The organism is Dictyobacter vulcani (genome assembly GCF_008974265.1).
Taxonomy (GTDB): domain Bacteria; phylum Chloroflexota; class Ktedonobacteria; order Ktedonobacterales; family Ktedonobacteraceae; genus Dictyobacter; species Dictyobacter vulcani.
The window spans coordinates 218,429-242,392 of record NZ_BKZW01000001.1 but is presented as its reverse complement, the minus strand read 5'-3'; the positions used below and the strand labels follow the sequence as shown (position 1 = coordinate 242,392).

General features: G+C 47.1%; 16 protein-coding genes and 1 pseudogene. 8 read left to right on the top strand and 9 right to left on the bottom strand.

What is annotated here, in order from left to right; translation table 11 throughout:
* Nucleotides 1–401: 401 nt before the first annotated feature.
* Nucleotides 402–716 carry a CPBP family intramembrane glutamic endopeptidase gene (locus KDW_RS01010; protein ID WP_151754244.1) on the top strand — a complete coding sequence of 105 codons (315 nt, stop codon included), beginning with the start codon at nucleotides 402–404 and terminating at the stop codon, nucleotides 714–716.
* Here the strand turns inward: KDW_RS01010 and KDW_RS01005 are convergent.
* Both KDW_RS01005 and KDW_RS01000 read right to left on the bottom strand, forming a co-directional pair.
* Nucleotides 685–1,503, bottom strand: a complete 819-nt coding sequence (locus KDW_RS01005; protein ID WP_151754243.1) for a hypothetical protein — start codon at nucleotides 1,501–1,503, stop codon at nucleotides 685–687. The genes KDW_RS01010 and KDW_RS01005 overlap by 32 nt on opposite strands.
* Before the next feature lie 239 nt (nucleotides 1,504–1,742).
* Nucleotides 1,743–3,119, bottom strand: coding sequence for a nicotinate phosphoribosyltransferase (locus tag KDW_RS01000; protein ID WP_151754242.1), 1,377 nt, complete (start codon nucleotides 3,117–3,119; stop codon nucleotides 1,743–1,745).
* Between the two features lie 322 nt (nucleotides 3,120–3,441).
* Between KDW_RS01000 and KDW_RS00995 the strand changes: the two are divergent.
* From KDW_RS00995 to KDW_RS00985, 3 genes and pseudogenes are all read left to right on the top strand, one after another.
* Nucleotides 3,442–4,960, top strand: a pseudogene (locus tag KDW_RS00995) (phytoene desaturase).
* A gap of 164 nt (nucleotides 4,961–5,124) precedes the next feature.
* A complete protein-coding gene (locus KDW_RS00990) occupies nucleotides 5,125–6,180 on the top strand; it encodes an alpha/beta hydrolase (protein ID WP_151754241.1) in 1,056 nt (351 codons plus the stop codon).
* A 311-nt stretch (nucleotides 6,181–6,491) separates the two neighbouring features.
* The gene (locus tag KDW_RS00985) at nucleotides 6,492–7,487 is read left to right on the top strand and encodes a hypothetical protein (RefSeq protein WP_151754240.1); all 996 of its coding nucleotides are present in this window, start codon (nucleotides 6,492–6,494) and stop codon (nucleotides 7,485–7,487) included.
* A gap of 51 nt (nucleotides 7,488–7,538) precedes the next feature.
* Here KDW_RS00985 and KDW_RS00980 read toward each other — a convergent pair whose 3' ends face one another.
* Nucleotides 7,539–8,975 carry a dihydrolipoyl dehydrogenase family protein gene (locus KDW_RS00980; protein WP_151754239.1) on the bottom strand — a complete coding sequence of 479 codons (1,437 nt, stop codon included), beginning with the start codon at nucleotides 8,973–8,975 and terminating at the stop codon, nucleotides 7,539–7,541.
* 261 nt (nucleotides 8,976–9,236) lie between these two features.
* On the opposite strand from KDW_RS00980, the gene zwf reads away from it, so the two are divergent.
* The gene (gene zwf / locus KDW_RS00975; protein WP_151754238.1) at nucleotides 9,237–10,820 is read left to right on the top strand and encodes a glucose-6-phosphate dehydrogenase; all 1,584 of its coding nucleotides are present in this window, start codon (nucleotides 9,237–9,239) and stop codon (nucleotides 10,818–10,820) included.
* Between the two features lie 236 nt (nucleotides 10,821–11,056).
* Here zwf and KDW_RS00970 read toward each other — a convergent pair whose 3' ends face one another.
* The 5 genes from KDW_RS00970 to KDW_RS00950 all read right to left on the bottom strand — a co-directional run bounded on the left by KDW_RS00970 (nucleotide 11,057) and on the right by KDW_RS00950 (nucleotide 17,841).
* Nucleotides 11,057–11,287: a CsbD family protein gene (locus tag KDW_RS00970; RefSeq protein ID WP_151754237.1), complete on the bottom strand. Its 231-nt coding sequence runs from the start codon at nucleotides 11,285–11,287 to the stop codon at nucleotides 11,057–11,059.
* Between the two features lie 252 nt (nucleotides 11,288–11,539).
* On the bottom strand, nucleotides 11,540–13,336 hold the full coding sequence (gene pepF / locus KDW_RS00965) for an oligoendopeptidase F (protein ID WP_151754236.1): 1,797 nt from the start codon (nucleotides 13,334–13,336) through the stop codon (nucleotides 11,540–11,542).
* Nucleotides 13,337–13,758: 422 nt separating this feature from the next.
* Nucleotides 13,759–14,763 carry a glycosyltransferase family 2 protein gene (locus tag KDW_RS00960; RefSeq protein ID WP_151754235.1) on the bottom strand — a complete coding sequence of 335 codons (1,005 nt, stop codon included), beginning with the start codon at nucleotides 14,761–14,763 and terminating at the stop codon, nucleotides 13,759–13,761.
* 844 nt (nucleotides 14,764–15,607) lie between these two features.
* A complete protein-coding gene (locus KDW_RS00955) occupies nucleotides 15,608–16,672 on the bottom strand; it encodes a mannose-1-phosphate guanylyltransferase (RefSeq protein WP_151754234.1) in 1,065 nt (354 codons plus the stop codon).
* 290 nt (nucleotides 16,673–16,962) lie between these two features.
* The gene (locus tag KDW_RS00950) at nucleotides 16,963–17,841 is read right to left on the bottom strand and encodes an acyl-CoA desaturase (protein ID WP_151754233.1); all 879 of its coding nucleotides are present in this window, start codon (nucleotides 17,839–17,841) and stop codon (nucleotides 16,963–16,965) included.
* A 438-nt stretch (nucleotides 17,842–18,279) separates the two neighbouring features.
* Here KDW_RS00950 and murJ point away from each other — a divergent pair, with 438 nt between their 5' ends.
* Both murJ and KDW_RS00940 read left to right on the top strand, forming a co-directional pair.
* Entirely contained in the window at nucleotides 18,280–20,604 is a 2,325-nt protein-coding gene (gene murJ, locus KDW_RS00945) for a murein biosynthesis integral membrane protein MurJ (RefSeq protein ID WP_151754232.1), read from the top strand.
* A 15-nt stretch (nucleotides 20,605–20,619) separates the two neighbouring features.
* On the top strand, nucleotides 20,620–21,663 hold the full coding sequence (locus KDW_RS00940) for a homoserine dehydrogenase (RefSeq protein ID WP_151754231.1): 1,044 nt from the start codon (nucleotides 20,620–20,622) through the stop codon (nucleotides 21,661–21,663).
* Between the two features lie 45 nt (nucleotides 21,664–21,708).
* Here KDW_RS00940 and KDW_RS00935 read toward each other — a convergent pair whose 3' ends face one another.
* Complete coding sequence (locus KDW_RS00935; protein WP_151754230.1) at nucleotides 21,709–22,032, bottom strand: ferritin family protein; 324 nt, start codon at nucleotides 22,030–22,032, stop codon at nucleotides 21,709–21,711.
* Nucleotides 22,033–22,281: 249 nt separating this feature from the next.
* On the opposite strand from KDW_RS00935, the gene KDW_RS00930 reads away from it, so the two are divergent.
* A complete protein-coding gene (locus KDW_RS00930) occupies nucleotides 22,282–23,964 on the top strand; it encodes an isovaleryl-CoA dehydrogenase (protein ID WP_151754229.1) in 1,683 nt (560 codons plus the stop codon).

Below are 23,964 nucleotides of genomic sequence, written 5' to 3'. Positions count from 1 at the left end.
TTTTTTACGCTCGTCCCCTGGATTGCATTTACCGCGCTCAGCACTTTTCTGGGTGGTAACACAAATACTGTAGATTCCGCTTCGCGGCCGATTGCACTACAGGTAGATGTGAGCAATGCCATTGTGACGTTAATTTTCTCGCTTATCGTCTACAGCGCTTTTCTGATAGCCCCTTTTTACTATGCCCGGCGTGCCAGAAAAGAGCCCGAACACGACCAACGTTCTGTGTGGAATTTATTGGGTTTCCGCAGGTTTAATATCGGCACAACAGCTCTTCTTGTACTTGGTTTTCTCATCTTGATTGTTTTGCTTAATCAGGCCTATTCATTTTTAATCACAACGTTTCACTTGCATTTGCAAACAAATGATCAACTCATCCTCCACCGGCACGGGTTGCTCCCATCACCACCTATGTTTCGCTTTTCACTGCCGTGTGTGTTGCACCATTTTGTGAAGAGGTATTTTTCCGGAGTTTTTCTTTTATGGGGCTTAAGAATGGTATGCAACTCTGGGTAGCAATCATCATGAGCGCCTTAATTTTTGGTGTTGCCCATGGGGATCCGGCCTCATTTCCCGTGCTGTTTTGCATTGGTGTTGCGCTGGCATTGCTAAGGTTATGGACCGGTTCCTACTGGCCAGGATTTTTCTTGCACTTTCTCAATAATGGTTTAAGTGCAGTTCTCATTATTCTTGCGTTACATGGTCTGAATGGATAACTTCTTTCTCTTTTGCCTTGCTGGCTGAGCGTCGTTCGCCTTGTAAAATGCGTATGGCTCCCAACAGCAGGCAAAGGAAAAATACCTGCAAGAAAAAAACATTTTGCTCGGTGTTCAGGGTATCAGACCTGAAGAGGAAAAACAGCATGATGGGCGTCAGTCCAAAGAGGAATGTTGGTCCTGGTTGATCTCGCCAGCAAGAAGGGCGGAGCCACCAGAGAGCCGTGCTTACATAGAGGGCGATTGGAATGATTCTGCTTTCAACAAACAGCAATGAACTTTCGCCACCCGGGACTTTAAAATAGCTATAGGCGAGATAGATGCAGAAGACGAGTAGCAAGAGCCACAGCACGATCGCATCCCAGAGCTTGAGACGTATACGGCCAATTGAGAGGCAGAGCATGCTGGCCAGGAGTGCACTATTGGCGGAGGCACGTACTTGAAGCATAATTGCATCTTGCGTACCGTGTCCATGTCTGCTGAGCCAGAATTGGCCAAGCATGCAGAGGGCCCACACACAACCAAACGCTGCTCCACCTCGTATCCACCATGAACGGGCGGATACGAGCGCTACCAGCCAGGTAAGTAGTAGAACTGCGCTGCAGGCTATGCCTATCTGCTCCACTGAGTATATACCGCTATTAAGCCAGATATGAGTTACCAGGCTTGCAACGCTGAGTCCCAGTCCGAGTAGCGCAGCAAAAAAAAGCAGAAATGGTGGCGTCCAGATCACGGTGTCTGAACGGGTATCCGCTGGTGCTGAATAATGCATATTTGTATCTGTCACAAAAAACTGCCTTTATCGAAATTTTTTTGATGTCTACTCTTGTAACGCACAACATATCTCTGGAGGCACACCTGTGGCTGGAGATACCAATTGTTCTATTCGGGCTGGTCGCATGGACCACACAATGGGGGACATACGATTGAAGAATATTACTGCAAAAAGCACATGTAACATTCTTCAATCGTATGTGTTTATTTCTGATAATTTTTACCATTATCAGAAATAATACATGAAAATGTTTATGCAAGCTTGCTGTCATTGAGATTGCTACTGCCAACCATCTCAATGGCTTGTTTTCGCAATGATTGCAGACCTTCGCTGAAGCGCACTGGATAGGGATCTTCGACTGTCAACTGGCGATAGTGTTCTGGTAGTAAGTTCAGGTTATATTGAGCAAGTTCGCGGATCTCTGAAAGTGGTGGCAGGCTACCGGGAACTATCTCACCATTGCGCATGATTGGCTTGAGGAGGCGGTGATAATTATCAGGTCGTGGCTCATGGGACAGTTGAATAACGTCTTCTTGCCAGTTCGGATGGCGATAGATTTCTTTCTTCCCAGGCCAGGTGCTTTTGGCTCCAGCTATTTTAATTTTGGGATACTCTGTACCAATCTCATCAACATACCAGGCTTCTTTGTACACAGTTCCCAGTGAGCCACCCTCGATCTGACGTTCGACCGAGCCCGCGCCACTGCCCAGTGCAGTTCCGACTCCAAAAGAATCGATGGCCGCACCAGCTTGCAGGAGTTCCTGGATCTTCCATTCATCCAGATCGCCACTGGCCAGAATGCGTACACTATGCAGTCCTGCTTTATCCAGCTGTTCACGCACATAAATTGTATCCGCCACCAGATCGCCACTGTCCAGCCGTACTGCTGCCAGCGTATGTCCCAGCGTCTCCTGGGAGCGTAGTCCGACCTCAATGGCTGTAAGGATGGCCCTTCGTGCATCATAGGTGTCCAGCAAGAGGGTATAGCGATTATAGGCCTCGGCGATAGCCTCAAAGGCCTGCTGTTCAGTCGGATACATCTCAATCAATGCATGCGGGACAGTGCCAGTCGCGGGGAGGCGATATTCATAAGCCGCATTCAGCAGTGAGGTGCTTGAGCAGCCGCCTATATATGCAGCACGGGCGACAGTCATTGGCTCTTGCGCACGGCGGAAGGCGAATTCAGATACACGGCGAGGGTGCCCTTGCTCGGCCGCATAAACGATGCGCGAAGCTTTGGTCGCGATTAAGGTTGAGAGTCCAACTGCCTGTAGTAAACCGGCCTCCAGAAGAATTGCTTCTCGGAATGGCGCAGTCACGCGTAAGATGGGTTCATGGGGAAAAGCAATACTGCCTTCAGGTATTGCGAGAAGCTCGCCTGTGAAGCGTAGTTCCGCCAGTTCATCCAGGAATGCGGAATCATAATCGCGAATATGGGCCAGAAACTTCAATTCATCATCTGTATAGCGAAAGGATTGGGCAAATTCAACCGCAGCCTCAATACCCGCTACCAGTAAATAAGCGCCCCCAAATGGGGCTTTTCTCGTGTAGAGATCAAAAGTGGTGAGTCCATTCTGACCTGTACGCCATGAGACATACGCTGAGTCTGGATGATACATATCGGTCATCAATCCGGATGCAAACTGGGGGCACGACGATTCATAACATCTCCCTTTCTTCCGTTAGCGCTATGTGACTTAGTGTACTTTTTACAATATCTATGCAAGTGATATCATTGTATCATACTAATGCAAGGAGAGTTTTTCCTGAACACCCGTTTCTGCTGGTGGTGACGTGATTTTTTTTGTACTCAACCTACCCTGTTGATAGAACCACAACGTCTCTATAGTGCTTTATGAGCACAGTCGAGGATTGCCCGCAGAAAAATAAGCATACGATGAGATTCGATATTTTCAGAATACAGATATAATGTATATAGAGGAGTCATTCATGAATATTACCGTGATTGGTAGTGGCTTTGGTGGTCTGACAGCAGCGATTCGCTTGCAGGCCCAGGGTCATCAAGTAACAGTGATTGAGAAACGTGACAAGCCGGGTGGACGAGCTTATGTGTATGAGCAAGATGGCTTTACCTTTGATGGTGGTCCGACTATTATTACTGCTCCATGGCTGATCCATGATTTATTTGCCTTATGTGGAAAAAAGACCGAAGATTACGTTGATATTATTCCTATCGATCCGTTTTATAATATTCGTTTCGAAGATGGCTCTATTTTTCGTTATAATAGCGATCGCGAAAATCTTTTACGGCAAATTCGGGAATTCAATTCAGCGGATGAGGAAGGGTATCTCCGTTTTGCCCGGGCGGGCGAGAAGATTTTTAAGACTGGTTTTGAATTGATCGATCAACCATTCACAACCTTTGGATCCATGACCAAAGTGCTTCCTGACCTGGTTCGTTTACAAGCTCAGAAATCTGTGGCAAGTTTTGTCAATCAATATATTAAAGATGAGCGTTTGCGTCAGGTCTTTAGCTTTCATCCACTCCTGATAGGTGGTAATCCGTTTCAGAGTACCTCGATCTATGCCTTGATCCATACGTTGGAGCAGCGCTTTGGTGTCTGGTTTGCTATGGGTGGTACAGGAGCACTGGTTCGAGCCCTGGTGAAGTTGTTTGAGGAGATGGGGGGAAAACTTTATCTGAATACTGAAGCTTCCGAAATTGTGATTAATGAGCAGAATAAGCAAGCTGAGGGCGTGCGTACCAGTGATGGACAGTTCTTTCCGGCCCAGATCGTTGTCAGTAATGCAGATGTAGCCTTTACGTATATGAACCTGGTGCAAGCCAGATATCGCCAGAAGAATACCGATCAAAAACTGAAAAACATGCAGTATTCTATGTCGCTTTTTGTGCTGTACTTTGGTACAGACCGTAAGTATGAGAATATGGCGCATCATGAAATTTTGATGGGACCACGCTATAAAGGCCTGTTGGATGATATTTTTAAGCGCAAAATACTGGCGAAAGACTTTTCCCTGTACTTGCATCGTCCGACCGCGACCGATCCTTCACTGGCTCCTGAAGGTCACGATGCCTGGTATGTGCTTTCGCCTGTGCCGCATCTAGGTGGAAATACAGATTGGACTACGATGGTGAAACCTTATCGTGATTCGATTGTCCAATATCTGGAAGAACGTTATATGCCGGATCTCTCCAAACATATTGTTACCGAGCATACTATTGATCCACTCCATTTCCGTGATACCCTCAACAGCTATCTGGGAAGCGCCTTCTCTGTCGAGCCGATCCTGACACAGTCTGCCTGGTTCCGTCCTCACAATGTGAGCGAAGATATTTCCAATCTTTACTTTGCCGGAGCCGGAACTCATCCCGGTGCGGGTTTACCCTGGAGTCATGAGTTCAGGTAAAATAGTAGCAGACATGATTGGAAATACCACTTCTCCGCAAGAGATGCAAACGATGACATCGGCTGGAACCGGTAACTAGGATGTGTTACAGGTAAACTGAGCTACTATTTGTGCGGTGAAGAACTGAAACGCAGATGGAATGTATGCTGTTTCCCTTCTTCACTGTACCTCCCTGTGTTTGGTTGACATTTGTATGATAATCGGTGATCCAGCTTGATCATTACCTGGAAGGAGACGATTGCTATGGCTGGGCAACATCGATGGGCCGTTGGGCTCGCAACAAGTACAGCAAGCATCCTGGGACTTACTGTAGCCAGTGGGTTGACACTTGTAGCACATTTCTTTGTCAAAGAATTTTCTCGTCCACATAGTCCACTGCCTGAAGGCGCGTTTGAATGGGGCATGCCCCCACTTTCACTGGATGAACCTCCGCCACAGGCGCAGCGTTCCTTACTGTTTAATGCCTCTGATGGTACTTTGTTGTGTGGTGATTTCTGGGCTCAGCCGGTTCTGGCTCCGACAGTGATTCTGTGCCATGGATATCGCATTTCTCGTTCCCATCTCCGGCCGGTCGCGCAACTGGAATACGCGCGCGGCTATAATGTCCTTTTTTTCGACTTTCGTGGACATGGGGATAGTGAAAGTGTCATGACTACCGCCGGTAATGCTGAGGTACGTGATATGGAGGCCGCCATCTTTGTGGCCGGCATCCAGCCAGAGACGATGCCTGGCAAAATAATCATCCATGGATTTTCCATGGGAGCGGCGGTTGCATTACTGACTACCCCTCACCCGAATGTCGTAGCTATTATTGCTGATAGCCCTTATGCACGCTCAGATGATATTCTGCGCCGTCTGGTTGCCTTTCGCCTGGTCGATGAATGGATTTTACGCTATCCACTTCGGCCATTGCCGCAATCGCTGGTAACTATACTTGCCTGGAGTATTGTTAGCATGAGTCGTATCGTCTTTCGATTACGGTTTGGCTTTACTGTGGTTGCGCGTCCTGATAGTAGTTTCAAGCGTTGGAAGCAACGTTCAAGAAAAATCTTACAATATCATCCTATTCCCATCCTCTTAATTCATTCCTCTGGAGATAATCTTATCCCCATTGAGCATGCCCATCAGATTAAAGCTGAGGCCGCCGCCTGTGGTGCTCCGTTGGAGACGTACTTTGCTGACGCGAAGGTTCACTGTGGAGCATATGGTTGGAATCCGCTACAATATGATCTTGTCATCCAAACATTCCTTGCTAAACACTTGCTAGATGCCCTGCCCGAACGTCATCGTCCGCTCTAATTGGATAGTGATATGTGCAGAGAACTCGGATCCGAGTTCTCTGCACGGTTTCTCATACCGCATCCTTTATTTAAATCCTTTTTTTTGCTATTAGCAGTGCATAAAATACTCAAGCGCTTAAAGCATGCAGATTCTTACTGTGCCGAAACAAGGTGTGAAGCCGTTCCCGCTGGTATTCGCCTATTTTAGCCCTTGAATCTTTGCGAACTTACGTGCATAATCTATTACAAGCAGCGCCCAATAATATTGTCGCATTCTGGGCACTATCATCGGCGTAAGTTTTTGCTGATAATAAGGAGATAGAGGTAAAAATGTTTTCATCCGAAGAAGTTACACAAACGACAGAGCCTTTAGAGAAGCTTCCGCGTACGTTTGACCATCGTATTGCTTTGAATGAACGGCGTCAAAATATTCTACAGCAGAAGCAGGCCGATAAGAATACCGATGTTTTGCCTTCATTGGGAAACGAGGCTTCAACGACTAAATTTACCTGGAGGCAAATGGTGCAGTTGCGCGAGGAAAATCGGCGTCTGCAAGCTGGCATTGAAGATTTGCGTCTCGAATTACAAAAGCTAGGCAGTGAAAAGGAACAGATGCAATGTCGATTTGACGAGGATATCGCGGTTATTCATGATGGTCAGCAGCAAGAGATTGCTCATTACCAGACCCATTTGCTTGAACTCATGGATGAGCGTAATCACCTGTCCGGGGAATATACAGCCCTGAAAACTGCTCATCAAGATCTCTTGCTGCGCTTTGAACAAACAGTCGATGAGACATTGCAGATGCGCATTGAAGAGGTTGCCCGGACCTTAACCGATACAAATACTGGAACGCCTGAACCTTTATTAAAATTTACCCGGATGGTAGAAGCGAAGGCTCGTGCTGATGGAGATCGCTATCTCGGTGAGACAATGCATCTGAAACGCGAAGTCGAGCGGATGGCGGAAACCCTGAATACAGAGCGACAATTGCTCGATGAGGAGCGACGACAGGTCGCTGCTTTGCAACTAAGCATCTCCGAGCAATCTGCCCTGCGCCAAAAGGTCCTGAGCCAGCGACTACAGACGCGCTGGAAGGCCATCGCCATCTTTACCTCTTGCGGCTCACTGGCCCTGCTGGTCGTGCTACAGTTTCTCTTTCTTGCCCTTCTGCATGTTCAACTAATTGCTTCGCTTACCATGGCTCTTCTCTTACCATTTATCTTATGCGGTTTACTCGCTCTTGTCCTGGCCAGTCCACCGCTGCAATTTTTAAAGCATGCCTATCAAAGTGCACCACGGCGTAAAAAAATTGCAGCATCCTGAGATTTGTTTGCGGGAGTCATATTCCAGTGGTTGGATGTTCTCAACTTTATTTTAAGGATAGTATTTTTGCAAACGTAAGATAGTGCGGATGAGTTTGCGGTTAGTGCTGGCATTCTTGCTTTGTAGATATGCATTGAAGGCTGCCTGTTGTAGACCGCTGCTATAGGTTGGATAGGGGTGAATCACCTGATAGATAGCACTGATCGGAAGGCGCAGCTTCATGACCAGTGCTATCTCACCTAACAATTCACCTGCGTGCGCACCTATCAGATGAGCACCTACTATTTCCTGTTTTTTGCCAGCCAGGATAAGTTTGATAAAGCCATCCCGCTCATTTTCCGTCTGTGCTCGATCTATTTCCTGCCAGGGGAAATGAAGCGCCTGAACATGTTTATAGCGTGTCCGGGCCTCCGTCTCGGTTAAACCAAGTCGACCTGCTTCGGGATCGGTAAATGTACACCAGGGCACAACGCGATAGTCAACTTTCTTTTTTCCAAATGGCAGTAAGGCATTCCGAACCGCGATCCCGGCCTGGTATGCGGCAACATGAGTGAAATAGTAGCCACCCAGCACATCCCCAAGTGCCAGGATATTGGGCGTGGTCGTTTGCAGATAGTCATTAACCTGGATACCTTGTTCTGTATAAGCCACCCCCGCTGCTTCAAGGTTGAGATCTGTGACAACTGGCTTCCGTCCAGTTGCAATGAGAATATCATCTGCAGCAATCTCTCGTTCCTGTTCTCCCTGCTGGAGAATGATGATTTTTTTGGGTCCCGCCTGTTTGATTTCTTTGATTCTGATCCCGGTATGAATCGTTATGCCCTCGGTACGTAAAAGTCTGGTCAGGGCTTCTGATACCTCTGTTTCTTCGCGTGGGAGGATGCATGTCGCACGTTGGAGAATGGTCACCTGCGTCCCGAGCCTGTTAAATGCTTGCCCCAATTCTATCCCTACCGGTCCACCGCCAATAATGACCAGCGATGCTGGCAATTGCTGAAGATCAAAAACAGATTCATTGGTAAGATAGGTGATTTTTTCCAATCCTGGAAGTGGAGGAATCGCTGGCCGTGAACCGGTGGCAATCAAAGTATGCCGGGTTGTAATCTTGCGTCCATCTAAATTGAGCGTTGTGCGCGATGCAAAGGTGACTTTGCCAAATGCCACATCAACGCCTGTTGTGTACGCCTGTTCGTTTATCGCGATGCGGCCAATCACCTCTTGAATATACTGGCTGACTTTTTCCATATCTACCGATGCAGAATCTCCGGCTAGCAATCCTGAACGGACAGATGTCTGAGCCTGGTGAACTATACGTGCCACATGAAGTAAGCTTTTGCTTGGGACACAGCCAGAGAACAGGCAATCGCCTCCCAGGCGCTCCTTATCAATTAAAAGGACGCGCGCCCCTAATGAATGAGCAACCTGGGCTGCCGTCAATCCTGCAGAACCGCCACCAATAATTGTCAAATCATACTGTGTATAACCCATGGTTGGTAGTTCCCTTTGCTTTTGTCTATAGTGATGTGTTTCTGGGTGAAGATCGGGTAAAGATAGAAAGACACTTTACAGTTTTAGTTATCGAGCCAGAAGCCAGTTTTTTAGGAAAAAAGATAAAGTGTCAAAATGTTATGCGTGTGCTTCGTATACATCATAGATATATATGCCTCTCTGGTGTCTGGCACGGTTCTGTAAAATAGGCAGGCATGGATATTGTGGACGATTGTTTAGTATTCTTGAGGAGAACATTTTATGACTCAACAAGCTGAAGTAAAACAGGATGCTCCAAAGCTGAAAAAGCATACTATCTGGCAGAATGGTCATAGTCCTGAGCCATGTGCTATTGTGCTTTTTGGCGCTACCGGCGATCTGGCTCAACGCAAAATATTGCCAACCCTGGCTCATCTCATTCATGATCATCCCCAACCCGAGACTATTTGTATTGTTGCCTTTGCTCGTCGTCCTCTTGGTGATGACGGATGGCGCAAGATGGTGCTTGAGTCACTTGATAAATATATGCCAGCCGATGATAAGCTAAAAGCTGCGGATAAACAAGCCTTTGCTCAGCGTCTCTTTTATTGCCAATCTGATTTTGATGATGATGCTGGCTATCAACGCCTGGGGCAACTGCTGGATACCCTGGATAAAGAGCAACATACTGGTGGGAACCGTTTGTTTTATCTGGCGACTCCACCCGATACTGATCCAGAAATTATTGCCCACCTTGGTAAGGCCGGACTGGCCAAACCCCGGGCGCAAAATGGCAATGACAAGAAATGTTGGGTCCATATTATCACAGAGAAACCGTTTGGCCATGATTTAGCCTCAGCACAGAGCCTCAATGCGGAGATTGGCAAGGTCTTTCATGAAGACCAGATTTTCCGAATTGATCACTATATGGGTAAAGAGACTGTGCAAAATATTATTGCCTTCCGCTTTGCCAATAGTATTATGGAGCCACTCTGGAATCAAAAGTATATTGATCATATTCAGATTACGGTCGCAGAGAGTCTGGGAATTGAGAGTCGTGCTGAGTATTATGAAGCCTCAGGCGCGATCAAAGACATTGTACAGAACCATGTGATGCAAATTCTCTCTCTGGTTACGATGGAGCCTCCGGCAGATTTTTCTGCTAATGATATTCGGGATGAGAAAGTGAAAGTCCTGAGGGCTATCAGTGCCTTGACGCCAGAGCAAGTGCAAGAACGTACGGTTCGTGGCCAGTATACGGCAGGAGAAGAAGATGGTAAGCCTGTGGTGGGTTACAAAGAAGAGAAAGGCGTTAATCCGAAATCCACCACTGAGACGTATGTTGCATTGAAATTATTCATTGAGAACTGGCGCTGGGCTGATGTGCCGATATATATTCGTACCGGTAAACACCTTCCTAAGCGTAGCACCGAGGTTATCATTCAGTTTAAACGTGTGCCACATCAGCTCTACACGACTGATCAGATAGGCAATATGCAGCCCAATCAGTTAGTTCTGCGCATTCAACCAGATGAAGGAATAACACTTAAGATTGGCGCAAAAGTGCCTGGTGCAGCCAATGATCTGGCAACTATAGATCTGGATGCCTCGTATCGGACCGTATTCGGCATCGAACTACCAGAAGCCTATGAGCGTTTGATTGCTGACTGTATTCTCGGAGATTCTACTCTCTTTATTCGACGTGACGAAATTGAGGAATCCTGGCGTATCATTGACAGTATCACCAATACCTGGAAGCAGATGGATCCTGATACCGTTTATCCATATGCTACAGGTACCTGGGGTCCTAAAGAAGCGGATAAGTTGATTCGTAAAGATGGACGCCGCCAGTGGGTGAATCCCTAGCATCCAGGCTCACTTCATATGCCTGAGTGGCATTATGAAGGCTGGTAGCCTTTCAATTTGAGTCCGGGGCTAAGGGCCCCGGTTCTCTTTTTGTTCCTGGCAGCGCAAGAGTCAAAAGAACATCGTTCGCCTGCTAGCCCTTTTTTTTCACATAAAGAAAAGCCACCCATATGATGTGGTGGCTTTTCTTTATGTAGTTTAAGTAGTTTTCTTATCTGTGAGGGTAAGACTACTTTTTATTTATTGGGATCCAGAGTGTTGTCGATTTTTCTCTCGGTATGGCCAACGGTATTCTGTGTTTTGCCTTCTACCTGTTTGGCATCGCCACGAGCCTCTGTTTTGGGATTATCAGTAGCCTTACCAACAGCGCTCTGTACTTTGCCAGCAGCTTGTTTCAGCTTGCCCTTCAAAGTATCTTCTGCACCCTGGTCGCCAAGATCTTTTTTCTCTTCGTACTGGTCACTCATATGTTTAATCTCCTTTGAATGAAGTTGTCTACATACTTGTTCGGTCAGGGTTTTGGTTTCCCGTGCCCTTCTCATATGATACTGATCTGAAAGGATAAACGTATACATTTAACCTCTGCTTTAAAGAAAATTAGTTGTATTATGTGGATGTGTATTCATCACAGGCAATTGAAGGGTTTTTCAGAAACTACAAAAGAGGCGTCATGTGCCTGAACACACATGACGCCTCTTTTTTGTAACTGGTATAAGGAATTAGCCTAATAGTTCTTCCATTTGATTAAGATGAGTTTCAAACAACTGGAAGGCCTGGCGCACAGGATCCGGTGTGGTCATATCCACGCCGGCTTTTTTCAACAATTCAATACTATAGTCCGATGAACCAGAGCTGAGGAAGTTCAGGTAGCGTTTGACCGCTGGCTCACCTTCAGTCAGAATCTGATGAACCAGTGCCGAGGCAGCTGAGATTCCTGTCGCATACTGATAGACATAGAAGTTGTAGTAGAAGTGAGGAATACGTGCCCATTCGATGCCAATCAGATCGTCAATGATGGCTTCATCACCATAGTATTTTCTGTTCAGTCCACTATACATGTCAGTCAAGGCGTCGGCGGTCAGGGCTTCACCATTTTCTGCCTGACTATGAATCTGTTGCTCAAATTCAGCAAACATCGTCTGGCGGAAGAGCGTAGAGCGGATATCCTCCAGTGAATGATTGAGAATGGCGATACGTACCGCTTTATCGTTGGTGTTTTTCAACAGATATTCGGTAAGCAAGCCTTCGTTGAGGGTTGAAGCTACCTCAGCCACGAAGATGGTGTAATCGCCATATTGGTAAGGTTGATTGCTACGCGTGAAATACGAGTGCATTGAGTGTCCCAACTCATGAGCCAGGGTAAACATGCTCTCGCGCTTCTCCTGAAAGTTTAGCAGGATAAAAGGCTGTGTACCATAGGCGCCACCACTATAGGCGCCACCGCGTTTACCAGGTGTCTCGAAGACATCGATCCAGCGTTTGGCGAAACCGTCTTTGAGGATCGAGATATACTGTTCACCTAGAGGAGCCAGCGCTTGCACAATGATATCCTGCGCCTGTGCATAGGTGATTGTATCTGTTGCTTCTTCAACGATAGGCGTATAGAGGTCATACATGTGCAATTCATCTAATTGCAGAATGCGCTTACGCAATTTCATATAGCGGTTGAGCAATGGAATATGTTCACCAACCGTTGAGATGAGGTTGTCATAGACGCTTTCAGGAATGTTATAGCGTGACAGGGCGCGTTCGCGGCTGGAACTATAACTGCGTTGACGGGTATAATAGATATCCGTCTTGACCTGTGCCGCCAGTGTCGAAGCGATAGTATTGCGTTGTTTCAGGAAGGTGTTATGCAGTGCCTCAAAGGCTTCCTTACGTACGCTCCGCTTCTTACTGCGAATAAAGGTCAGATAGTTGCCCTGTGTCAGTTCAACTTCTTCTCCCTCTTCATTACGAATTGTCGGTAACTTTAAATCGGCATTGGCGATCATTGAGAAGATCGCATCAGGTGCATCGGTGACCTCACCTGTGGCAGCGAGGACAGCCTCAACTTCTGCAGAACGCACATGGGGACGTTTGCGATTCAGATCATCAAGCTGGACGTTATAGAGATCCAGTCCTGGTGTCTGTTGGATATATTGATTAAGTGTTTCCTGGGGGAGGGCCAGAATTTCTGGTTCTATGAATGCAGCGATTGTCGATGTGCGCACAAATAACTGCATCGCCCGATCCGCCATCGCCAGGTATTTGCTGTTCGTGGTATCTTCATCCTTGCGCATGGAGGAATAGACATACAGCTTCTCGAGCGCTTCATAAATCTCATCGCGTTTTTGTAGTACTTTGAGCAGCGCGGGGCCACTTGCGCCAATGGTACCCTGTAGTGCCTCTAGCTCGGGCAGACGCTGTTGAATACTTTGGAAATCGCGTTCCCACTCCTCGTCTTTTGAGAAGATACTGGCAAGATTCCATGTATATTCGGTTGGAATCTCTTCACGCTTCTTGTACGTTTGCAATGTTCTACAACCTTTCCTCAATGATGTGAAATCGGGTGTGTTTCTGGATGTACTCACATAATATCATATGCTTGCAGCAACAGATGGTTCAGGTTCTCAAGCAATAGAACCCTTGAAAGGCAGTATATTGGTGAATCGCTGGTATACTGGGAGGCACATAATTCTCGAAAAGCTAGCGATACGATGATATAGATGATTTTTGCCAGAGCTTGTTCGTACCATCTCTGTAAAAATTTCCTTGTGGTTCAATTCATAGCACAGATGGACAGGCATAAGATGATCAAAGTGTCAGGACGCCGCAGTAATATGAGATAGGAATCGCGGAATATTTGGACGTCAGTAAAAATTTTTACTGCTGAAAAAGAAAAGGGAGCTAATAAAGCTATTAGCTCCCTTTTCAAGGTTATGGGGAAGACGAATAATTATTCCGCTCCTATTGTCTCGTCCTCTTCCTCGTCCTCATACTCATACTCATCATCTAAACCTTCGGGCAGTAAATCTTCGCGGTCTCCCCATTTAGAGAGATAACGATAGAAATTTCGTTTAGACAGGCGAGTACGTTCAGCGTCGGAAAGTTTGCTGTTTTCCAGGAGTGGGTGAGCCACGAGTGGGAGATCAGCGGTACGAACAGCCGTGACACCCAGATCACGAATGGCAAACGAGAAGTCGATATCCATATACCAGGGATAACGATAACCTTCATCCAGTAGTCCAGTCTGTTTCAGCAATGAACGCTTAAAGGCCATACACTGCTGATCAATGGCCTCAACCTCAACTTCTTCACTCTCCTCGAAGTGACGCAGGTCGTCGGTATGCAGACCACGCAGGCCTGTCAATCCCACCTCGGGATTGGAAAGTGTCCGGGCCAGTGGTGTGAAAATGTCGCCCGTGAGTTCGACATTTGTATCGAGGAGCAGAATATACGTGCCCCGACTTTGCTGAAGACCAATATTGCGTGCTTCAGCAATACCTATTTTACGTGTGGAGCGCAACACATGGACCCGTGAATCACGATGCTGTAGCGCCTCAGCCCAGATGTCAGAACCATCCTGTGAAGCATTATCAACCAGGATGATCTCAATGTCAGCATTGCCTGCATACTGCAAGACACTTTCCACACAACGACGCGTTTGTTCACTACTGTTCTGGGCCAGCACATTCACGGAAAAGGTACAGAGATCGGCTTCATCAAGCAATGAAGGCAATTGACGTACAGTCCGGTACTGGGTTCCATCCACGAAAATGCTCGGTAGAATAACCAGGTGAGCGCCATGCGGATTATCTTTGACGACATAACCAGCCTCCTCAAGCTGCTGTTTGAGGAGATCAGCGCGGTCGTATTGTCCTTTACGCCGAAGGAGGTCACGCTCATGAGAAAGCGCGAGAATTTCTTCGGGAATACCTGGACGATATGGACGGGTAGACATATGTTGTTTCCTTCCTTGCTACGCTAAACTCTATCCACGAAACATTCCCACCAGCCCGGCATGGTGTACGGGTGGTAGCCCCTTGAAAATAGCTGGGTGAGTAACCAACAACCTTACTTTTCTCAGCCCCCAGACCATCCTCCCATAAATGTTGTAGACAGGGTGACAATGAAGCGCCTGCGTATGAATACGTGGTGGCGTATGTTTGTAGTCATACGGACACTCTCATTAGTGTGTCCCCATATGTCCTTTTTTGCGTAGTTTATGCATGTGTTTGTCTCAGTTTGTTGGAACATGCTTTGAGTGTTACCATCGGGTCGCCATGACCAATTGGACGTAGCGTCCAAAGTCTATCATAGTTGATAGTAATTGTATATCTGTGCTACCAATCCACATACTATCAAACTTCATGGATACCTCTGATTCCTGCATAACCATGATGCTGAGTTGAGCAGCATTATCTACTAATAAGCACGTAGCATATCCTTATAAGGTTGATGAGTTGTGGCGAGCTTGCCTTTTCTGAGGTTTATGGTTGGTGGTACTATACCATTCCTATGGAAGATTAGCTGTCTGGAGAGTATCATGGCAGACCCCCTTCTTTATGAGGCACTACGAATCTGTCCACCATTATAACATATACCCTTATCTTTATGTGCAATTATCGGTGACAATCCCGGATAATCTGCTTGAAGATAGTCGTCGTCTATAGCTTCGTGCCTGCTCATGCATATATGTTACTGTCGTTGCTGTTAATGTTAAAAAAAGTAGGTACGCCTCAGGAAACGTACCTACTGTCGCAGAATTAGCTGCTCTATTAAAAAAATAGCGATGAATTCGGCTTTTACGCTTTTTTATGATGTTTTTCTGCCAGCTCTTTCACACGTTGTACATGAGTTTTGTGACAGATGACAGTCATATCGTCCATTTCTACGACAATAACATCTTCCAGTCCAATCGTATACACACGGCGTTGGGTATTATTGTATACAATGACATTTTGACTGCCGAAGCCGGTATGAGATCCAACCGCATGGATACCCTGTTCATCTGCAGGGAAGAGTGCGCCATACTGATTCCAGTTGCCCACATCATTCCATCCTAGCTGTGCAGGAATAACAACCAGTTGCGAGGTCTTTTCCAGGATCCCATAGTCGATTGAAATAGATTGTAGTTGAGGCCAGAGCGTATCGAGCATATGCTGACCATCTTCTGTGGATGCTTTATCTACGATCTGGTTGATTTTTTCAGCGATGTCAGGCAAATGCTGACTGAACTCAGCCAGGATAGCTTTAACACTCCAAATAAAAATACCTGCATTCCAGACATAGTGTCCATCATCCAGATAGGATTGCGCTGTTTCTAGATTGGGTTTTTCTACGAAACGTTCAACCTGGAACGCTTTATAGCCGGAGCCCTCGCTGACCTCTTTTGCAAAGCGGATATAGCCATAGCCAGTCTCTGGGGATGTTGGTTGGATGCCAATGGTTACCAACTTTCCCTGCTCAGCCAGTTTATATGCCAGATCGAGTGTGTTACGCAAACTTTCTACATGGGTAATGACCGCATCCGCGCTAAAGATCGCCATAATTGCATCTGGATCCTGTTTGGCGATTGCGGCCGCAGCCCAGGCAATAGCGGGAGCTGAATTACGCCCCATCGGTTCACGTAGAATATGTTGAGCGGGCACAGTTGGCAAATGTTCTTGAACAAGATCAGCCATGCTTTTACCTGTGATCACCCATGATTGCGCAGGAGTTATAAGTGGTGCGACCCGTTCCAGGGTCTCCTGGATCATGCTTTTTCCGCTTGGAAGTGGCAAAAATTGTTTGGGAAAGCTTGGTGTACTCAGAGGCCATAAACGTGTGCCACTGCCACCCGCTAAGATAACGGCATTAAGATGTTTCATATTGAGAAAGTACGCTCCTCATCGAAAATCCAATTTCATAGGTAGATTTATGTGTAAATTTCTACTGTACATGAGCATATGGGGGATTGTATCGGTGTTTTCCTATTGTGTCAAACTACGGAACTAATATGCTAGAACTTTCTCTAAATTTTTACTAAGTATAGTATTCGGTAATGTTAGCAAAAAGAATACTACCCCAAGCAGTGTTGGACAAGAAGAAATGGAGCCACCAGATGTACATCTGGATAGCTCCATTTCTTCTTGCAACCATCTGCAGTTGTTCTCACTCATTATTTACTGAGGGTAACTTTTTCGGCCACTGTAGACGCTATTGTAGTAGTGTCAGTGCTATAACGGCGAGCCAACATATCCGGTGGAATACGATAGACGTCTTTCGCCAATCCCAGGCGTTCCATGCCCCGAATAAGGTATGCTGAGAAATCTACCTGCCACCAGTGAAGTCCATGGAAGGCAGAGCGTGGAAAGGCATGATGGTTGTTGTGCCAGCCTTCACCGAAGGCCAGTAAACCAACGACCCACTCATTGCGACTTTTATCAGTAGTTTCAAACTCACGCATGCCGAAGGTATGGCAGATTGAGTTGACGCTCCAGGTTACATGGTGCACGATGAAGATGCGCACTAAGCCTGCCCAGAGTAATCCATGCCAACCACCGATGGCAAACGGAATCAACAACGATAGAGCCACCCACAATAAGAATGTGCGACTCACAAACATGACCATACGATCGTTGACGAGATTGCGACAATAGACGTTTGGATCGGCCATGCGGTCCTTGAAGAGCCAGCCGAAGTGCGAATGGACAAAGCCTTCAACAGGACTATGGGGATCGCCTTCTTTATCTGCCTGGGCATGATGTTTCACATGTGTGGCGGCCCATTCAATGGCAGGTCCTTGCAGGGACATGGAGCCGAAGACGAGCAATAAAAATTTAATGACTGGATTAGCCTGAAAACTCCTATGTGTAAGCATACGGTGAAACCCAACGGTCACACCAAAGGTAACACAGGTATAGAATACCAGGAGCATAATAATATCTGACAGAAAGACGGCTCTATTCCACAATGTCCACATGGCATAGATGGTGGCGAGAAAGGGGAGTACCACTACAAGTACAAGAACACCTTTATACAGGGCGTTGGATTTCATCAAACCTCCGGTTTATATCTCTCTCAATGAGATGGATCTTTTTTTTCATGCCTTGTATGAAAGGCAACTATAAGTAAGAGGATATTCAATTAAAAATTGTTTCACGACTTTTTAGCTGATTGCTACTATTCAAATATTCGGGCTTATTTTCCTGTCAGAATACCTGTTTATGGAGCAGAGGATGATCGGGAGTGGATCCCGCAATGGAAAACCTGTTGATTGGCCTGGGAAGGGTGTTCAGGCTTATTATTTTATTGCCTGTAAGTTAGCTAATTATAGTGGAATGAGTACCATCTAGTAATCCTCTAGTCAGAAGTATTGCTAGTATGGTATGCTTGACGCACAATACTATACAGAAATGTAATTGGACTGAGTTGTTATACTCATTGCGATTTATCGATAGAGAAGAACGTGGAAAACGAAGGACAACAAGGGCCTTTGTCTGATCAAAGGCCATCGGAACAGCAAGGATATTACGGCTGGCAGTATGACCAGGACGCAACAGAAGTGAGGCCACCGTCTCCTTCTGGCGCTCCTCCTCGGTCCTTTCCCCCTCTTTCAGGGAAGCCACCACAGAAATATCCTTCTCAGGCACCTGATCCCCAGCAGACACGTGTGCCTTCTAAATATCAGCAACACTATCAGGAACGTTCTCAGCAGCCTGTACAAGATATGGGAATGACCTTAGGTTTTGGACAAGGCACGGAAAATCAGTTTTTTGATGTTCCGCAGCCATCCCAGCCAATGGCACAACTGCGTCAGGACCGTTTGCAGCAGTTGCGTGAAGAGCGGATGCGTCGGCAACAGCGTCGTATCCGTGGTGCTGACCTGACAACGATCTTTCCGTGGAAAGGGGCCAATTCTGCCGGAGCAGATAGTCTTCCGCCACCAAGTGGATCACTTAGCTCAGGTAATCTTGGTGGACCCTATGTGCCGCGTACACCAGGTCGACCACCCCAGGATTCAGCTCAAGGATTGCCATCTGACCCTACAGATGATCAAACCGTAGTACCGGTTCGTTTATCAAGTTTGCGACCTCAGGGACTACAATTACCCAAACGCCTACCTCCAACAGGGGCAGATCTGCAGCCAGCTGCGGCTTCGGCCCAGGATACTGGTATGCTGCAGAAGGTGCGCGTCGGACGGGCGATGTCGATTCTGACGATTGCCTTTGTTGCCAGTCGTATTCTAGGTATTTTACGAACGTCAATGTTCGCGTATGTCTTTGGTACCAGCCATGTCTCAGATGCATATCTACAGGCATTTTTGATCCCTGACCTTATCTTTAATATTGTCTCGGGTGGAGCACTGAGCTCAGCTTTTATTCCAGTCTTTACCAATTATATGGTTGGTGAACGTGACGAGAAGAAAGCCTGGCATGTTGCCAGTTCAGCTTTAAACCTGGCTGTCGTTTTAATGACCGTCCTGTCATTGACCGGTATCATTTTTGCTCGTCAGATCGTTCCCCTATACAACATTGGGGTTGCATCTGCCCAGTTGGATCTGATTGCATCGCTAACACGCATTATGTTGTTGCAGTCTGTGATCCTGGGTGGTGGTGTCATCGTGACATCGGTTTTGAATGCGCAACAAGATTTCAAGCTTTCAGCCATTGGATCTGTACTCTATAATGTTGGACTGATTGCTGGACTATGTCCAGGCATTTTCTTTGCTTTAACTAACCGTGGCGATGCCAATTTTGCTGTTTATGCAGCTACCTGGGGTGTCGTAATCGGTGCCTTACTACAGGTCGGTGTTCAGGTACCTGGATTGATGAAAGTTGGCATGAAGTATACACGCACCTTTGATTGGAAAGATCCTGGTGTTATACAGATTGCCAAACAGATGATACCGCGTATTGGTAACTCAGCAATGATTTATCTCTCCACCTTTGTGGACCGCAACCTGATCTTACTGGTTGTAGGTACTGCGGGTGGTGGTGTTACCCAGTACTATCAGGCATTCCAATTGGTCCTCCTGCCCTTTGGTATCTTTGGACTTTCGCCAGCGACAGCGGTTTTTCCAACCCTGGCGGAGAATGTTGCCAAAGGTCGGTTTGATCGGGTACGTAATACCATTCTCGAAACCTTGCGGAGTATCCTCTTTACAACGCTACCTTCAGGTATTGGTTTAATTATTCTCGGTTTGCCAGTTATTCAAGTGCTCTTGCAACATGGCCACTATAATTTAGATAGCGCCCAGGGGACTTACTTCCCGTTGGCCGCCTTCGCCATTGGTCTGTCAGGCCTCTGTGCGGTAGAATTGTTAACGCGTTCTTTTTATGCCATGCGTGACACAAAGACGCCGGTTATCGTGAGTGTGGCACAGTTTGTGTTTAAGATTGCTTTGAGCCTGGTGGTGGTAAATGCAGCGGTCTGGGGAACGAAATGGGGTCTGGCTGCGTTAGCCTTCTCTACCTCGGCAGCCAATATCCTTGAGGCAATTGTCCTTTTCTGGCTACTTGATCAGCGTATTGGTGATATGCAGACCAAAGAACTGCTAAGATTTATTGGACGTGTCTTACTCGCATCACTTGCCATGGCCATTGTGGTTTTCCTGGCCCGTGAGTTACTTGATCGTATTCTGGATACCACGACTGGCCAGTCAACTGGTTTCCTGGGCACGATTGAAGCAATCATCAAGCTCGGCATTGAAGTTTTTGTTGGCCTGTTTGTCTATGTGCGAGCCTCGCGCTTTATGGGTATTCAAGAACTGGGCCCAATTAAACGTATCCTGGATCGTCTTAAATTATCGTGGATATAAGGTCGGGTGGCAGCTATGAAACGTGTACGCCTTTCCATTGTAGGTTTTGGTGTGGTTGGTCAGGGTTTGGCCGAACTGCTACACGCAAAACGTGAATTACTACAGCGCGACTTCTCCTTAGAAGTCGTGCTGGTAGGTGTAAGCAATAGTCGTCATGGTTTTATTTATCGTGAAGAAGGACTTGATATACCAACATTGCTGGATCTGGCAGCAAGCCGTCAGCCTTTGACACTGCATCCTGATATTCAGCAGTGGTCCAGTGCATTAGAGGGTCTGCGAGCAACTACGGCTGATGTCCTGGCCGAAGCTACATGGACCAATTTACGTGATGCCGAACCCGGACTCAGCCATATCCGGACTGCGCTGACGAAAGGCATGCATGTCATTTCAGCCAATAAGGGCCCGGCTGCTCTGTCCGCGAATGAATTATCAGCCCTGGCTCAACAGCATGGCGTACAACTGCGGCTAGAAGCGACTGTCATGGCGGGAACACCCATCTTGAGTACTGTACGAGAAGGTATGGCAGGCGTCAATATCAAGTCTGTGCGTGGCATTCTCAATGGAACGACTAACTATATCCTGACAGCTATGGCCAGGGGTCGTGACTATGCTGAGGTATTGTCTGAAGCTCAGGGATTGGGATATGCAGAGGCCGATCCTACTGCTGACGTTGAGGGGTATGATGTCGTTGCCAAAACCTTGATCCTGGCTGCGCTGGTCTTTGGACAATCTCTAAAGCCCGAACAGGTAAGTCGGCAAGGTATTACCGCGATAACCCGAGAACAAATTCAGCAGGCAGCGCATGAAGGGAAGCGGATTAAACTGATTGCCTCGCTGTCGCGCACTGCTGATACCCTTAATGCTCCATTAGAGGCCCGGGTTGAGCCAATCGCATTACCGATCGATGATGCTCTGGCCCAGGTAAATGGCGTTATGAACGCGCTTACCTTCCACACTGACTCCCTCTCGTCTGTTACTATTAGCGGTCCGGGAGCCGGCCGCCTTGAGACCGGTCAGGGTCTGTTGTCCGATTTGATTGCTATCGCCAGGAATCACTAAAGGCGCAAAAAAAAACGGGGGGTGTTTCAATACCCCCCGTTTTTTTTAGTCCAGTTTTTCTTCTGCTTCTTCGCCTTTTTCTGCATTATCCACGATGTTACCTTCTTGAAAGAGGATTCTTTTGGCTGCTACGCGCCACTTAGGATGACGGCGCAATAGAAACTCTAGATCCATTGAAAAATGGAGAAACTCCTCTTCCTGAGCATGCTGCATGATTTTTTTTGCCTCAGCATCAGGTTCAACTGAAATACGCTGTTGATACCAATTGATTGCTTCGCATTCTTCCTGCAATGAAGTAATGATACGTGCAAAGGTTCGTGTCTCTGGTGTAAGCTCATTAGTGGGCTCATGATATTGGTCTGTAGCCATTCTTTTGTCCTTCTGTTTGATTTATATTTATGTCTGGTAGCTGCTTGTACCGTGTGCCTATAACACGCTGATTCACGTTCTTTAGATGTCAATCTGTAACCTGTTCAGTCTGATTTGTGCGTGGATTGGTGGTGTTTATGTATCTATCTGATGCGCATGCCTGTGCTATACTTGCTAATGAATAGAGTGCTTTTTACATGTGAATATCACTGCTCGTGTTGTCTATAAAGTAAATCAAAGGGGATAATAATGGACATTGTTGAGCAACCTGCCGCGATCTATGCAACCCATACGGTATCTAATCAACCTCCGCCATTGGTCAATTATAATATATTTACCCAGGATATAACGCTTCTCGATTGTATAAAACGTGAGGGAGCGGACTGGGCAGAAGCTCAATTAACCGCACTTGGGGCCAGGGTTGGCAGTGAAGAGGTGGCAGGTTGGGGACAGGCTGCCAATACATTTCCTCCAGTTTTGCAGACGCATGATCGATATGGGCAACGTATTGATGAGGTGACATTTCATCCTGCCTGGCATCATCTGCTGGACCTCTCTATCACACATGGAGCCCATGCGCTTTCCTGGCAAGCCAGGCAGCCTACAGGCAATCATGTCGCCCGCACTGCCGCCTTCTATCTTGCCACGCAGGCGGAAGCTGGTCATGGCTGTCCTCTATCAATGACCCACGCAGCTTATCCGGTCTTGAAAGCTCATGCAGACATAACGGAACCCTGGCTTGCACGCCTGATCACCTCTAGCTATGATCCTGGTTTGCGACCACCACTCCAAAAGGCAGGTTTATTGTGTGGCATGGGTATGACTGAGAAGCAGGGTGGCTCAGATGTGCGTGCGAATACAACTACGGCACGCTCGGTAGCAGGCAGCTATGGAGGACCAGCATATCTGCTTACGGGCCATAAATGGTTTTGTTCAGCGCCAATGTGTGACCTTTTTCTGGTATTGGCTCAGGCTCCGGGTGGACTTTCGTGTTTTCTCTTGCCACGTATTTTAGCGGATGGGACGCGCAACCGCTTTTTTCTGCAGCGTTTAAAAGATAAACTGGGTAACCGCTCAAATGCTTCCAGTGAAGTTGAATTCAGTGATGCCTGGGCGCTGAGATTAGGAGAAGAAGGACAGGGCGTACGTACCATTATTGAGATGGTTAATTTTACACGCCTGGATTGTGTGTCAGGGACCGCTGCTATGATGCGGCAGGCACTGGCGCAAGCACTCCATCATAGTGCCTATAGGATGGCTTTTGGACGACTGTTGCTGGATCAACCTTTAATGAAAAATGTTTTGACCGATCTCGCTGTTGAATCAGAGGCCGCTACGATCCTCGCATTTCGGCTGGCGCGCGCCTGTGATCAGGCGCAGAGTAATTCTCACGAACAGTATATTAAGCGATTAGGAACTGCCATCGCGAAATATTGGATTACGAAACGCGGTTCAGCCTATGCTGCTGAAGCCTTAGAATGCCTGGGAGGTAACGGATACGTTGAAGAGAGCGGGATGCCGCGCATCTATCGTGAAATGCCTGTCAACGCTATCTGGGAAGGTTCTGGGAATGTTATTTGCCTGGATGTGCTGCGCTCGATAGACAAAGATCCACAGGCGCTGGACGCCTTTTTCACTGAATTGAGACAGGCCAGAGGCCATGATCAGCGTTTAGATGTAGCTCTGGTAAGGTTTGAACAGGATATCTTGCAATTAAATGTAGACGAGCGAGAATGGCAGGCTCGTCGTCTGGTGGAACAGATGGCTCTAATCTGGCAGGCCGCATTGTTGGTTCAGTATGGACATCCAGCCGTTGCGGAAGCTTTTTGTGCTTCGCGATTGTCCGATGGCGGATATCGGGCCTTTGGTACCTTACCATCGGGCGTGGACACAGCTACAATTCTTGAGCGCGCGCGCCCTAAAGTTGGTTAA

Bases quoted from the DNA above. Each gene is read 5' to 3' on its own strand.
- KDW_RS01000 (WP_151754242.1), bottom strand. From the start codon at position 3,119: ATGACCGATATGTATCATCCAGACTCAGCGTATGTCTCATGGCGTACA.
- KDW_RS00990 (WP_151754241.1), top strand. From the start codon at position 5,125: ATGGCTGGGCAACATCGATGGGCCGTTGGGCTCGCAACAAGTACAGCA.
- KDW_RS00985 (WP_151754240.1), top strand. From the start codon at position 6,492: ATGTTTTCATCCGAAGAAGTTACACAAACGACAGAGCCTTTAGAGAAG.
- KDW_RS00980 (WP_151754239.1), bottom strand. From the start codon at position 8,975: ATGGGTTATACACAGTATGATTTGACAATTATTGGTGGCGGTTCTGCA.
- zwf (WP_151754238.1), top strand. From the start codon at position 9,237: ATGACTCAACAAGCTGAAGTAAAACAGGATGCTCCAAAGCTGAAAAAG.
- KDW_RS00970 (WP_151754237.1), bottom strand. From the start codon at position 11,287: ATGAGTGACCAGTACGAAGAGAAAAAAGATCTTGGCGACCAGGGTGCA.
- KDW_RS00960 (WP_151754235.1), bottom strand. From the start codon at position 14,763: ATGTCTACCCGTCCATATCGTCCAGGTATTCCCGAAGAAATTCTCGCG.
- KDW_RS00955 (WP_151754234.1), bottom strand. From the start codon at position 16,672: ATGAAACATCTTAATGCCGTTATCTTAGCGGGTGGCAGTGGCACACGT.
- KDW_RS00950 (WP_151754233.1), bottom strand. From the start codon at position 17,841: ATGAAATCCAACGCCCTGTATAAAGGTGTTCTTGTACTTGTAGTGGTA.
- KDW_RS00940 (WP_151754231.1), top strand. From the start codon at position 20,620: ATGAAACGTGTACGCCTTTCCATTGTAGGTTTTGGTGTGGTTGGTCAG.
- KDW_RS00935 (WP_151754230.1), bottom strand. From the start codon at position 22,032: ATGGCTACAGACCAATATCATGAGCCCACTAATGAGCTTACACCAGAG.
- KDW_RS00930 (WP_151754229.1), top strand. From the start codon at position 22,282: ATGGACATTGTTGAGCAACCTGCCGCGATCTATGCAACCCATACGGTA.